Source organism: Rhodococcus sp. PvR099 (assembly GCF_017833315.1).
Taxonomy (GTDB): Bacteria; Actinomycetota; Actinomycetes; order Mycobacteriales; family Mycobacteriaceae; genus Rhodococcus_G; species Rhodococcus_G oryzae.
Genome location: NZ_JAFIBV010000001.1, coordinates 5,164,523 through 5,177,259, shown reverse-complemented (window position 1 = coordinate 5,177,259; position 12,737 = coordinate 5,164,523). Strand labels below are relative to the sequence as shown.

Below are 12,737 nucleotides of genomic sequence, written 5' to 3'. Positions count from 1 at the left end.
GATTAACTGAGTTGTCCAGACCCACAGGTTGAAGGGAGGTGCCGACGTGACAACCGATAATTCGGCGCTGACCAAGCGCGGCCGCGCGAAAGCAGATCGCCGTCGGCAGCTCCTGCAGGCCGCCGCCCGCCTGATCGCCGAGCGTGGTTTCGCCGGGGTTCGCCTCGAGGACCTCGGATCCGCGGTCGGGATCAGCGGCCCCGCCGTCTACCGGCACTTCCCCAACAAGGAGGCGCTGCTGGTCGAACTGCTGGTCGACATCAGCCGTCGCCTGCTCGAGGGCGGTATCTCCGTCGCCGACGTGGCCTCGACCCCGGACGAGGCGCTCGCCGGCCTGATCGAGTTCCACCTCGACTTCGCGCTCGGCGAGCCCGACCTCATTCGAGTGCAGGACCGCGACCTGGAGTCGCTGCCCGCGGCCGAGCGCAGGCAGGTCCGGCAGTTCCAGCGCCGCTACGTCGAGGTGTGGGTCGAGGTCCTCCGGAAGGTCGACGCGGACCTGGCGGAGTCGGATGCCCGGATCAAGGCGCACGCGACGTTCGGCCTGATCAACTCCACCCCGCACAGCGTGAACCCGTCCGCTCCCGCCCACACCAGGGCGGTGCTGCGCGCGATGACGGCGGCGGCGCTGGCTCCTGGGGTCTGAGGCCTCGGCGCCCTCGCCGTGAGGACGCACACCCCTTCACAAGGTCGCACCCCCTTTGGGGCGCCAAATCCTGTGCGTTCTCAACAAAAGCTGTGCGCGGCCGGCTCCGGCCTACGGCCCGATCGACGGGATGTCACGCGCCGCGCTGAGGCGATCCCGCGCAAACATCACCGCGAGCAGCAGCGCCAACGCGACCGCGGCCCACAGGCCGGCCAGCCCGACCCCGCGGTGCACCGCCGCGCCCGCGGCCACCCCGAGCACCAGGCCGAGCCACAGCCCGGCGAACCGTACCCACTCCCACCGCGGCCCGCCGGTCAGCGCCGCGGCGATGCGCTGCCCCAGCTTGACCAGCGTGCCGGTCATGTAGGTGAGGCTGATCGAGGACTCGCCCGTCCGCTCGAACACGGTGTTCTCCGCCCCCATCGCCAACGCAAGCGCGGCGACCACGACCTGCCGCGGGCCGATAGCCGAGGCCGTCACCGCCGCAACCAGCAGGCCCGCGACGAGGCACATCACAATCGATCTGCGGCGCGCGTGAGCAATCCGCCCCAACACCGAACCCAGCACCACACCGAGCACGAACAGCCCGATGACCGCGGCGCCGACCGCAGCGACATGCCAGTGGCCGTCGACCGCACCGACCGCCATGCGAGTGGAGTTCCCGCTCATGAACGAGACGAAGAACCCGCCAAGGGTGATGTACCCCATGGCATCGACGTAGCCGGCCAGGGCCGCGAGTAGCACCGCGTAGACAAACGTTCGGCGCCCGACATCGACTACCACTGAGTCCCTACCCGGATGGGGTCGGCCGCAGACGCCGCGGCGGCACGCCGGTCGCGGCTACTCCTTCCTCGTCAGCGCGGTGTAACCGAGGGTCAGCACGGCCGCTGCCGCGATGCTGATGATCCAGCGCCACCAGTCGATGCCCTTCGTGTCGCCGGTGTCGCTGATCATGCCCCAGATCCAGTACCCGATGAGTGCACCGGCGATGCCGAGCAGGACGGTGATGACCCATCCCATTGCCTGCTTGCCAGGGATCACCAGGCGTGCGAGCACGCCGATGACCGCGCCGAAGATGATGGTGCCGATGATGTCGCCGATCATTGTGGGCTCCTCTCGTGCCACCTCAGTCGCGCGATCGCGTGCTGGGTTGTCGATCTTGATAGTGACACGGTGACGTCGTCGGAGGAACCCCTGCCGCCCCAGACCGGCGGTGCCCCGCTCTCCTGTGGTCCGGAGAGCGGGGCACTCGGTGCACGGCCGGTCGGGGGAACCGGCGTCACCGGTCAGGCGTGCACGATCACCCCGCGGATGTTCTTGCCGCTGCGTAGATCCTCGTAACCCTGATTGACGTCCTCGAGGCGGTACCGCGTGGTGATCAGCTCGTCGAGCTTGAGCTGACCCGCGTCGTAGAGCCGCAGCAGCTTGACGATGTCGTACTGCGGATTCATGGACCCGAACAGCGAGCCCTTGATGGTCTTCTGGTTCAGCGTCAGGTCGCAGCCGGACACCTGCACGGTGAGCTTCGCCGGATCGGCCAGCCCTGTGATGACGACGGTGCCGCCCTTGCCGATCACCGCGGTCGCCGCGGACACGACCTCCGCGTCCACGGTGCCGACCAGGATCAGGGCGGCGTCGGCGCCCTGGCCCCAGGTCAGTTCGTTCACCTTCTCGGCGGCACTCGCCGCGTCGGCGAAGGCATGGGTGGCGCCGAACTTCAGCGCGGTCTCGCGCTTGAGGGCCACCGGATCGACGACGACCACGTACTTGCAGCCCGCGCTGACCGCTCCCTGCACGGCGTTGATGCCAAGGCCGCCGATGCCGTAGATGACGGCGGTGTCACCCGCGTGCAGGTTGCCCGCGTTGACCGCGGTTCCCCACCCCGAGGGGACCCCGCAGCCGACCAGCACCGCGGTCTCCAACGGCAGCCAGTCGTCCACCTTGACCACCGAGTGCTGCGAGATGGTGGCCCGCTCGGCGAACGTGCCGAGCATGCACATGGCACCGAAATCGGTTCCCTTGGAGTGGAACCGGAAGGTGCCGTCCGGCATCGAACCCTCCAGGATGGTGGCACCCATGTCGCAGAGGTTCTGCCTGCCCGTCGAGCAGTAGCGGCAGGTGCCACAGTTCGGGATGAAGCTGCACACCACGTGGTCGCCGGGCTTGACCTTCGTGACGCCCGGCCCGACTTCCTCGATGATCCCCGATCCCTCGTGCCCACCGACGATCGGATAGCGCGGCGGCAGGTCACCGTCCGTCAGGTGTAGGTCCGAGTGGCACAGGCCAGCGGCGGTGTACTTGATCAACACCTCACCGGGGCCGGGGCCGTCCAGATCGAGCTCCATCAACTCGAACGGCTTTCCGGGCTCCAGGAGCACGGCTGCGGTCGTCTTCATGGTTTCTCCTCGTAAGTTGTTGTCAGAGCGCGATGTTGACGGACTTGGTGATCGTGTAGGCGTCGAGTCCGGCCGCCCCCAGCTCGCGGCCCCAGCCGGACTGCTTGTATCCACCGAAGGGCATCGCGGTGTCGAAGCCGTTGTACTGGTTGATCCACACGGAGCCGGCCTTGATCTGCCGCGCGGTGCGGTGCGCCTTGGAGATGTCGCGGGTCCAGATTCCCGCGGCCAGGCCGTAGATCGAGTCGTTCGCGGCAGCGGCGACGCCGGCCTCGGCGTTGAACGGCAGCGCCGCGACCACGGGGCCGAAGATCTCCTCGCGGACGATGCTGAACTCCGGCTTGACGTCCACGAAGACGGTCGGCTCGACGAAGTAACCGGTCTCGCCCCACCGCTTGCCGCCGGTCAGCGCCCGGGCGCCGTCCGCGAGGCCCTCGCGCAGGTAGCCGGTCACCTTGTCGAACTGTTCCTGCGAGACGAGCGGGCCCAGTTGGGTCGCCGGGTCGAGACCGGGTCCGATCTTCACCTGGCTCGCCGCGTCGGCGACCGCCTGGGTGAACTCGTCGAAGATCCTGTCCTCGACGAACAGCCGCGTCCCGGCGACACAGCACTGACCGTGGTTGAAGAGCCAGGCATTGAGCGAACCCTCCACGGCGGCATCGAAATCGGCGTCCGCGAAGACGATGTTCGGGCTTTTGCCGCCGAGCTCGAGGGAGACCTTCTTCAGGTTGCCCTTGGCGGCCTCGACGATCTTCTTCCCGACCTCGGTCGAGCCGGTGAAGGCGATCTTGTCGACGTCGTCGTGCGCGGACAGCGCGGCGCCCGCGTCGCCGAATCCGCTGATGATGTTCACGACGCCGGGCGGGAAGCCTGCCTCCTGGAACACCTCACCGAGCAATAGCGCCGTCAGCGGCGTCTGCTCGGCGGGCTTGAGGATGACGGTGTTACCTGCGGCGAGTGCGGGCGCCAGCTTCCACGAGGCCATCAGCAGCGGGAAGTTCCACGGCACGATCAGCCCGCACACACCCACCGGCTCGCGCAACGTGTAGGCGTGGAACTGGGCACCCGGTGCAAAGGGCATCGACACGTTGACCGTGCTGCCCTCGATCTTGGTTGCCCAGCCGGCGTAATAGCGGAACACGTCCGCGGCCCAGGCGACATCCACCGCGGACGCGATGCCCGCCGACTTGCCGTTGTCGAGCGCCTCGAGCTGACCGAACTCCTCGGCCCGCTCGCTGAGGATGTCGCCGACGCGCCAGAGCAGGCGCTCGCGCTCGTTCGGCTTCATGCCGGGCCACGGGCCGTCGTCGAACGCCACCCGCGCGGCGCGAACCGCCCGGTCGACGTCCTCGGCCTGACCGTGTGCGACCTCGGTCAGCGCGTTCCCGGTCGCGGGGTCGTAGGTCGGGAAGGTGCGACCCGAGGCGGCCGGGGTCCATTCGCCGCCGATCAGCAGCTTCTTCGGGCCGCCGGTCAAGAACCCCTGCACCTCGGTCTTGAGCGGGAAATCGGCGATCGCCGTCATCGGTTCCTCCTGCGAGAGTTGGTGTGTGATGCACGCCATACTTCGCCGGTTCCGATACGGATAACTGTGCGACTTCCGGACAGCCCTAGGGCGTCACCTCGAGCGCACGGATTCTCGAATACAGTGTGCTACGGCTGATTCCGAGCTTCGCGGCGGCATGCACCTTGTTTCCGCCGCATTCCTGCAATGCATCGATGATCGCCTGGCGTTCCGCACGCTCGCGGCCCGCGAGGCGGGAGACGCGCGAGCTGGTCCGGTACGCATCGGGCAGATCCGCGAGCCCGAGCCTGGTGCTCGCGCGGTCGCGCGCCGTCCTGGTCAGCACCACCCGCAACTCGGTCAGGTTGCCCGGCCACTCCCCTGCCACCAGTGCCTCGAGCGCGGTCGAGGTCAGGCTCAGCCCGGGCTCGATCTCGTCGAGCATCGCCTGGGCGATCTCCGGCAGTTCGCCGAGCCGCTGACGGAGCGGGGGCACCGCGATGCGCTCGGGGCACCGCGCGATCATCGCCGCCGCGGCCGGGGGGAGTTCCTCGATCGGGCTGCTCGTCAGCACCATCCGAGGTCCGCCCTCGGCGACCAGGAGGTCCGTGACCACGGGAAGTATCGACGCGGGCAACAGGTGCGCGTGTTCGACGGCCAGCACGCCACCCGACGTCGATGCCTGCTCCAGCAGCGCCGACAACCATCGACCCTGCCCGACTATCGGTATCCGCGAGGCATCCGTCCAGTGCACGGCGTCGACGCCTGCGAGATCGCGCACGGCCGTGGTGCGGCCCGAACCGGACTCGCCGACGATCGCAACGGACTCGGCGGTCGCGCGCACCCGTCGCAATTCCGAGCGCGCCCGGTCCACGACCCCCGCACGGTCGGCGCGGCGCCTGATCGGCACGTGCTGTCGGTGCACCTGCTCGACCAGAAACAGTGTGCCCCCGTTCGTTCCGGCGATCCGGTCGGCCTGCACCTTCGCCAGCTGGCCGGAGGCCAGTTCGAGGTTCACCGTGCGCGATTGGTCCGGCAAAAGGTCGGCCGCGAGCCCGCGCAGCGCGGCGTGGTCGGCCACGTCGAGGAGATCGAGCGCGGTCCGGTTGCTCAGCAGGATGTCCTCGCCGATCGCGGCGACGGCGACATGGCGTTGCGGCGATACCCGCTGGAAGGCGTCCACCAACCGCTGCTCCGACGCCCGCGAACCCTCGAGCAGGCGCCGCTCGATGTCCGCCGCGGCGCGCTGCAGAAAGGGCGCGAACAGCGAGTTCGCCCGCGGGGCAATGCAGGTCATGTCCAGGATCCCCTCGACCCTGTGCGTCACCGGATGCAGGATCGGATGCCCGTAGCAGCTCAGCCCCTTCAGGCGCTCCAGGTAGTGCTCCTCGCCGTTGATGACGATTCCGCGCCGCACCTCGACCGGGGTACCGATCGCGTTGGTGCCCGCGGTGTCCTCACCGAACCTCGAGCCGATCACCGCGCCGAGCTTCTCCATCTTCCGCTCGACCTGATGGTTGTCGAACACCCGCGCCACGATCCGGCAGTCCCGGTCGGCGAGCAGGAGGCACAGCCCGGTGCCCGCGATCTGGATCGCAACCTCGTCGAGGATCGGGCGCGCGGCCCGCAGCAATCGGCTGGAGAGGTCCAGGTCGGTTGCCGGGTCAGCGTCGAAGCCGTCCCCCGGGCCGACGCCACTCAACGCGGATCGCTTCCAGGACAGCGCTATCTCGGGCCGGACCGGTTCCCGCCCGCTCGTCTCGCCGGGGTTCATCAGCCGGCCCGCCTAGCCCCGCCCGATCAACTCGACGGACTGCTCGCGCATGTCGATCTTGCGGATCTTGCCGGTCACCGTCATCGGGAACTCGTCCACGACGTGGACGTACTTCGGGATCTTGTAGTGCGCCAGCTTCCCCGCGCAGAAGGCCCGCACCGAGTCCGCGTCCAGCTCCGGCGCGCCCTCACGCATCCGGATCCACACCATCAGTTCCTCGCCGTACTTCGCGTCCGGCACGCCGATCACCTGGGCGTCGAGGATGTCCGGATGCGAGTAGAGGAATTCCTCGATCTCGCGGGGATAGATGTTCTCGCCACCGCGGATCACCATGTCCTTGATCCGGCCGGTGATGGCGACGTAGCCGTCGGCGTCCATCACTCCGATGTCGCCGGTGTGCATCCACCGTGCGGTGTCGATGGGCCCCAGTTTGTATGGTCGCTCCGCAGGCTCCGCTCCGGCAGGCTTCTCCGGGGTGTTCTCCCAGTAGCCGAGCATCACCGAGTACCCGCGCGTGCACAGCTCGCCCGCCTGTCCACGGGGCAGCGTCAGCCCCGTCGCCGGGTCGACGATCTTCACCTCCAGGTGCGGACCCACCCGGCCGACGGTGGACACCCGTTGCTCGATCGTGTCGTCGGATCGGGTCTGCAGCGAGACCGGCGAGGTCTCGGTCATGCCGTAACAGATGGACACCTCCGCCATTCCCATCTGCTCGATCACCTGCTTCATCACCTCGACCGGGCACGGCGAACCGGCCATGATCCCGGTGCGCAGGCTGGACAGGTCGTAGCTCGCGAAGTCCGGGTCGGCGAGCTCGGCGATGAACATCGTCGGCACCCCGTACAGGGAGGTGCACCGCTCGGCCTGCACGGCCTCGAGGGTGGCCTTCGGATCGAACGCGGGGCCGGGGATCACCATGGTCGCGCCGTGGGTGGTGCACGCGAGGTTGCCCATCACCATGCCGAAGCAGTGGTAGAACGGCACCGGGATGCACACCCGGTCCGCCTCGGTGTAATGGCACAGCTCGCCGACGAAGAATCCGTTGTTGAGGATGTTGTGGTGACTGAGCGTCGCACCCTTCGGGAATCCCGTTGTACCCGAGGTGTATTGGATGTTGATCGGGTCGTCCGCGGAGAGTGCGGACTGCGCCGTCGCCAGCCTCGACGGGTCGGCGGACTGGGCTGCGGTCCCGTCCGTGACCAGCGCCTGCCAATCCGTGCTGCCGAGCAGGATCACCGATTCCAGGTCGGCGCACTGCGGCCGGACCGTCTCGATCATCCCGGCGTAATCGGAGGTCTTGAAGCTCGGCGCGGCCACCAGCATCTTGATGCCCGCCTGCTCGAGCACGTACTGCAATTCGTGCGACCGGTAGGCGGGGTTGATGTTCACCAGGATCGCGCCGATCTTCGCGGTGGCGAACTGGATCAGCGTCCACTCCGGGCAGTTCGGGGCCCAGATGCCCACCCGGTCACCCATGCCGACCCCGCGCTGCAGCAGGCCCGCCGCGACACCGTTCACGTCGGCGGCCAGCTCGGCATAGGTCCATCGCCTGTCTGAGGGCCGGTCCACGAGCGCGTCACGGTCGCCGTGCGCCGCGACCGTCCGATCGAAGTTGTCCCCGATGGTGTCGCCCAGCATGGGGGCATCCCAGACTCCCGAGGCGTAGCTGGGCAGTGCGGTGCTCATGTGATTCCTCTCCTGGGCGCCGGTGAGCGCCTCGGGGAGGGCCCGCCGGTGCGGGCCCTCCCGTGGTCGAACCTACTCGTGCGGATGTGACCTACGACATAGTCGGCGGTGCGGGGTGACCGTAACTGTCCAAGGTCCGGACACCCCGCCCGCGGGTGGCTAGAGCGCGTGGTCCTTGGTCTCGACCAGCGCCTTGGTGCAGAAGAAGCTCAGCACCGACAGTCCGGCGAGCATCAGACCGATCGCGAAGCTGCCGTAGGTGGAGGCGAGCGGCGCGGCGATCAGCGGCGGGATGGCGCCACCGAGCACGCCCGCCAGGTTGTAGCCCAGGCCCGCGCCGGTGTAGCGGTACCGCGTCTGGAACATCTCGGGCAGCAGCGCACCGCAGGGGCCGTAGGCGATCCCGAAGATGGCGAGCGTGCCGAACATGCCGATCACGAACGCGACGGGCGATCCGGTGTCGAGGATGGGGAACAGGGCAAGCGCCCAGACCAGCGCGGCGACGCAGGACGCCATGATCACCTTGCGGCGACCGATCCGGTCCGAGTAGAGCGCGGAGACGATGATCGCGATACCGAAGACGACGGCGGAGGCGATGCCGACCATCAGCACGAACGGACGGCTGAAGCCGAGCGTCTTGGTTCCGTAGCTGGTGAGGAAGGCCGTGCCGAGGTAGAAGAAGGCGAACAGCGTGGCCAGGGCCCCTGCGGAGAGCAGGATCTCCTTGCGCTGGTAGCGCCAGGCGTCGAGGAACGGCAGGGTCCTGGGCGCCGCGTCCGGCCCGTCGAGTGCCCGCTGCGCCTGGTTGGCGCGGAAAACCGGGGTCTCCTCGATGGCGAGGCGCATGTACAGGCCGATGCCGACCAGGACGATGGAGAACAGGAACGGCACACGCCAACCCCAGGTGAGGAAGGCCTCGTTCGAGTCGCCGAGCACTGCCCCGGTGATGAGGAAGGTGCTGCTGGAGAGGATGAAGGCGATGGCGGGGCCGAGCTGCGGGAACATCGCGTACAGGCCGCGCTTGCCCGGCGGTGCGTACTCGGCGGTCAACAGCGTCGCGCCTGCCCACTCGCCGCCGACCGCGAAGCCCTGCCCGAAACGGAGCAGCACGAGGATCAGCGGTGCCGCGACCCCGATCGTGGAGGCGCTCGGCAGCAGACCGATGAGCAGGGTCGAGATGCCCATCAGGAGCAGCGTCGAGATCAGGGTCTTCTTGCGGCCGATCCGGTCGCCGTAGTGGCCGAACAGCATCGCGCCGACGGGCCGGGCGATGAACGCGACGGCAAAGGTCGCGAACGAGGCGACTGTTCCTGCTGTCGATCCCAATGCCGGGAAGAACACCTTCGGGAACACCAGCGCCGCTGCCGTCCCGTAGATGAAGAAGTCGTAGAACTCGATGGTGGTGCCGATGCAACTCGCGATGGCCACCCGGCGCACGCTGGTGCGCGGGGGCGCGGCGATCACCGTTCCTTCTACTGGCGACACTGTCGTCATGTGTTCCTCTTCTCGAGCCAGGAGTGATGCCCGGTCGGGCGTCACTGACTGCGAGGAAAGGTAGTGACGTGGCTCACGTGACGACTACCCCCGAAAGGGGGGGTGGCGTGAGCCACGCCACTGTCGGCCTACTGCGCGGAGGCGCTGAGGATCTCGCGGCGCAGCTCGGACCACACCACCGCGTAGGTGTCCGAGAACGAATCGCCCGACTTCACCCGGTCGAGGGAATCCGCGAGCAGCTCCTGGTAGCGGGCCAGGCGGGGCACGTACGCGGAGACGTCGTCGAACACGTCCGACGCGCGGCGGTCCAGGTCGACGAGCGAATCGATGTCATCCTCGGTCAGCTCGGCGAACTCCTCGTCGAGCGGCTCGAAGCGCTCGACGACCTCCGCGAACAGGTCCTCGTCGATGGAGACGCGCTCGGCGTCGAGCTGATCCTCGAGCTCGGTCACCCCCGCGTCGGTGAGCGAGACCCCGGCGTCGCCGGAATCGGAGGCGCGGCCAGCCGCGACCAGCGCGTCGAGCGCGGCCTGCGCCGAGGACTCGGTGACCCCGAGCTGCACGGCCAGTACCGGTGCCGACACCGAACCCTTCAGTCGCACCGACTGCAACAGAGCCAGCTCATCGACATTGCCTGCAAAGGCCATTGCGTATCTCCTTTTGGTGCCCGGAACCGGGCGTCGTCACCGCCCCGAGGGTCAGGGGCGAGCTACATCCTTTTGGATGACCGTCACCGGCGTCAACACTTACGCCAGGCCGTCGAGAAAGCCGCCGACCTCCATGGTGAACACGGCATTGTCGTCCCCGTCGACCATGTGCCCCGCAGCGGAGACGTTGACGGCGGAGGCGTGCGGGATCAACCCGAGCAGCTCCTCGACCCCGTCGGTGCTGACGATGTCCGACTTGCCGCCGTGCACCAGCAGGGTGGGCACCTCGACGGCCCTCGCCGCCGCGACCATCCGGCCGTGGTGGTCGGAGGTGATGACGTCGCCAACTCCCCCCGGCCGGGCGAACGCGGGATCCCAGTGCCAGTACAGGCGACCGTTCGACCGTTCCCGGACGTTTCGGCGCAGCCCTTCGATGTTCGACGGCCTGGTGCGGTGCGGCTGGTAGGCGGCCACCGCGTCGGCGACCTCGTCGAGGCTGGCGAATCCGTCGGGATTGCCCCGCATGAAGTCGGCGATCCGCCTGACGCCCTCGGGTTCCACCTTGGGCGTGATGTCGACAAGGACCAGGCCACGCATCAGTCCGGGGTTCTCACCCTCGGCGATCAATCCGGTCATCCCGCCAAGGGAGGCCCCGAAGAGCACCGGCATCTCGCCGAGCTGGTCGATGACGCCGCGCAGGTCGTCGACCAGGCCGTCGACCCGGTAGTCGCCGTCCGGCGCCCAGTCGCTGTCGCCGTGACCGCGCGCGTCGAGGGTGTAGACGGTCCAGCCGTCGCGCGACAGGGTCGCCGCGGCCCGGTTCCAGGAGTGACGGGTCTGGCCGCCGCCGTGCAGCATCAGGACCGCACCGCGGCCGGCCAGCCCGTCGTCTGATGTCCAGCGGTCGGCGGCGATGGCCCCCGCTCCCCCGCGGAACTCGATGGTTTCATTCACGCCTCACACCGTAGGAAGCGCCCGGCACCGCCGTGTGGGCGGTGCCGGTGGACGTGCCCGGATCAGCGCGCGGGTTCGGACATCGCCGCGAGTTCGCGCTTGAGGATCTTGCCGGTGGCGGTCATGGGCAGGACGGTGGCGAACTCGATCGAGCGCGGGTACTTGTAGCTCGCCATCTGTTCCTTGCACCAGGCGATCAGTTCATCCTCGGTGATCTGCGCATTCGGCTCGAGGATGACGAACGCCTTGATCTCCTCGCCGTGGCTCTCGTGCGGCACGCCGATGACGGCGACGAGGGAGACGGCCTCGTGGGTCAGCAGGACCTCCTCGATCTCGCGCGGGTAGACGTTGAACCCGCCACGCACGATGAGGTCCTTGGCACGGTCGACGATGTAGTAGAAGCCGTCCGCGTCGCGGCGGGCGAGGTCGCCCGTCCGGAACCATCCGTTGTGCATCGCCTCGGCGGTGGCCTCGGGACGATCGAGGTAGCCCGCCATGATGTTGTGCCCCCGCAGCGCGATCTCCCCGACCACGTCGGCGCCCGACACGGTGTTCCAGTTGTCGTCGATCAACCGCGCCTCGACGCCCCAGACCGGCACGCCGATCGACCCGGGACGCGGGTCCCGCTCGGGGTCGCTGAAGAGGGCCAGCGGGGAGGACTCGGACAGCCCGTACCCCTCGAGGATCTGGACGCCGAACCGCTCGGCGAACCGGGTCAGGATCTCGACGGGCAGCGCCGCACCGCCCGAGATGGCGCGGCGAATGGTGCCTGCGATCCGGTCGACGTCCACCGTGCCGTCGAGCGCGCCGAGCAGGGCCCAGTACATGGTCGGGACCCCTGCGAATACGGTGATGGCCTCGTCGACCATCAGGCGCAGGGCCGCGGCGGCCTCGAATCGGGGCAGCAGCACCAGGGTGGCACCGACCGACAGGCCCGCGTTCATGGTGACGGTCTGCCCGAAGGAGTGGAACAACGGGAGGGTCACCAGGTAGTTGTCGTGCCGGACCGGGTTGCTGTCGAAAAGCCGGTTCGCCGTCGCAGCGTTCATCACCATGTTGGAGTGGGTGAGTTCGGCGCCCTTGGGCTTGCCGGTGGTGCCGCTGGTGTACAGGATCACCGCGGCGTCGCCCGCCTCACGGACCACCGACTTCGCCTCCGTCGACACGCCGTCGAGTGCGGCGGTCAGCGTGGTGACGCCGTCGACCGGTGCCACCGCGCCTGGTTCCGCGGTGATCAGGTACATCTGCCTGCACCCGTCCGTCGCGTCGAACCCGGCGCGGCCGAACTCGCCCATCGGCAGGTCCGCTGTGCCCTCGAAGCAGAAGTACGCCTTCGCGCCCGAATCGGCCAGGTGGTAGGCGATTTCGCGGCCCTTGAGCATCACGTTGAGCGGGACGACGACCGCACCGGCCTTGAGGATCCCGTAATAGACGATCGGGAACTGGGGCAGGTTCGGGCAGGAAAGCGCCACCCGGTCTCCCGGCTCGATGCCCCGCGACGTCAACAGATTTGCCACCTGGTTCGCACGGGCGTCGAGCTGCGCGTAGGTCAACCGCTCCCCGTCGAGGACAAGCGCCGCCCGGTCGGGGTACCGGCGGGCGGAGTCTTCGAGGAGCATGGACAGGTTCAGCACGC

The 12,737-nt window shown here is 68.5% G+C and carries 11 protein-coding genes; 1 reads left to right on the top strand and 10 read right to left on the bottom strand.

Annotation, left to right across the window (positions count from 1 at the left end; translation table 11 throughout):
- The first annotated feature begins 46 nt into the window (after nucleotides 1-46).
- Nucleotides 47-646 (top strand): TetR/AcrR family transcriptional regulator, encoded by a 600-nt coding sequence (locus JOE46_RS24155; RefSeq protein ID WP_209928694.1) that lies wholly within the window; start codon nucleotides 47-49, stop codon nucleotides 644-646.
- Nucleotides 647-757: 111 nt separating this feature from the next.
- Here the strand turns inward: JOE46_RS24155 and JOE46_RS24150 are convergent, their stop codons facing one another.
- The 10 genes from JOE46_RS24150 to JOE46_RS24105 form a co-directional block, all read right to left on the bottom strand.
- Nucleotides 758-1,429 (bottom strand): YoaK family protein, encoded by a 672-nt coding sequence (locus JOE46_RS24150; RefSeq protein WP_209928692.1) that lies wholly within the window; start codon nucleotides 1,427-1,429, stop codon nucleotides 758-760.
- A 57-nt stretch (nucleotides 1,430-1,486) separates the two neighbouring features.
- Nucleotides 1,487-1,750 (bottom strand): GlsB/YeaQ/YmgE family stress response membrane protein, encoded by a 264-nt coding sequence (locus JOE46_RS24145; RefSeq protein WP_179800489.1) that lies wholly within the window; start codon nucleotides 1,748-1,750, stop codon nucleotides 1,487-1,489.
- A 182-nt stretch (nucleotides 1,751-1,932) separates the two neighbouring features.
- On the bottom strand, nucleotides 1,933-3,042 hold the full coding sequence (locus tag JOE46_RS24140) for an NDMA-dependent alcohol dehydrogenase (protein WP_209928690.1): 1,110 nt from the start codon (nucleotides 3,040-3,042) through the stop codon (nucleotides 1,933-1,935).
- A 22-nt stretch (nucleotides 3,043-3,064) separates the two neighbouring features.
- A complete protein-coding gene (locus JOE46_RS24135) occupies nucleotides 3,065-4,567 on the bottom strand; it encodes an aldehyde dehydrogenase family protein (protein WP_209928689.1) in 1,503 nt (500 codons plus the stop codon).
- An 85-nt stretch (nucleotides 4,568-4,652) separates the two neighbouring features.
- Nucleotides 4,653-6,320, bottom strand: coding sequence for a sigma-54-dependent Fis family transcriptional regulator (locus JOE46_RS24130; protein WP_097211028.1), 1,668 nt, complete (start codon nucleotides 6,318-6,320; stop codon nucleotides 4,653-4,655).
- A gap of 12 nt (nucleotides 6,321-6,332) precedes the next feature.
- Entirely contained in the window at nucleotides 6,333-8,006 is a 1,674-nt protein-coding gene (locus tag JOE46_RS24125) for an AMP-binding protein (RefSeq protein ID WP_097211027.1), read from the bottom strand.
- Nucleotides 8,007-8,165: 159 nt separating this feature from the next.
- Nucleotides 8,166-9,500 carry an MFS transporter gene (locus JOE46_RS24120; protein WP_097211026.1) on the bottom strand — a complete coding sequence of 445 codons (1,335 nt, stop codon included), beginning with the start codon at nucleotides 9,498-9,500 and terminating at the stop codon, nucleotides 8,166-8,168.
- A 128-nt stretch (nucleotides 9,501-9,628) separates the two neighbouring features.
- Nucleotides 9,629-10,147: a hypothetical protein gene (locus JOE46_RS24115; protein ID WP_097211025.1), complete on the bottom strand. Its 519-nt coding sequence runs from the start codon at nucleotides 10,145-10,147 to the stop codon at nucleotides 9,629-9,631.
- 99 nt (nucleotides 10,148-10,246) lie between these two features.
- On the bottom strand, nucleotides 10,247-11,101 hold the full coding sequence (locus tag JOE46_RS24110; RefSeq protein WP_307861330.1) for an alpha/beta hydrolase: 855 nt from the start codon (nucleotides 11,099-11,101) through the stop codon (nucleotides 10,247-10,249).
- Between the two features lie 62 nt (nucleotides 11,102-11,163).
- Entirely contained in the window at nucleotides 11,164-12,735 is a 1,572-nt protein-coding gene (locus JOE46_RS24105; protein WP_097211024.1) for a long-chain fatty acid--CoA ligase, read from the bottom strand.
- Nucleotides 12,736-12,737 lie beyond the last annotated feature (2 nt).

Bases quoted from the DNA above. Each gene is read 5' to 3' on its own strand.
- JOE46_RS24145 (WP_179800489.1), bottom strand. From the start codon at position 1,750: ATGATCGGCGACATCATCGGCACCATCATCTTCGGCGCGGTCATCGGC.
- JOE46_RS24140 (WP_209928690.1), bottom strand. From the start codon at position 3,042: ATGAAGACGACCGCAGCCGTGCTCCTGGAGCCCGGAAAGCCGTTCGAG.
- JOE46_RS24135 (WP_209928689.1), bottom strand. From the start codon at position 4,567: ATGACGGCGATCGCCGATTTCCCGCTCAAGACCGAGGTGCAGGGGTTC.
- JOE46_RS24130 (WP_097211028.1), bottom strand. From the start codon at position 6,320: ATGAACCCCGGCGAGACGAGCGGGCGGGAACCGGTCCGGCCCGAGATA.
- JOE46_RS24125 (WP_097211027.1), bottom strand. From the start codon at position 8,006: ATGAGCACCGCACTGCCCAGCTACGCCTCGGGAGTCTGGGATGCCCCC.
- JOE46_RS24120 (WP_097211026.1), bottom strand. From the start codon at position 9,500: ATGACGACAGTGTCGCCAGTAGAAGGAACGGTGATCGCCGCGCCCCCG.
- JOE46_RS24115 (WP_097211025.1), bottom strand. From the start codon at position 10,147: ATGGCCTTTGCAGGCAATGTCGATGAGCTGGCTCTGTTGCAGTCGGTG.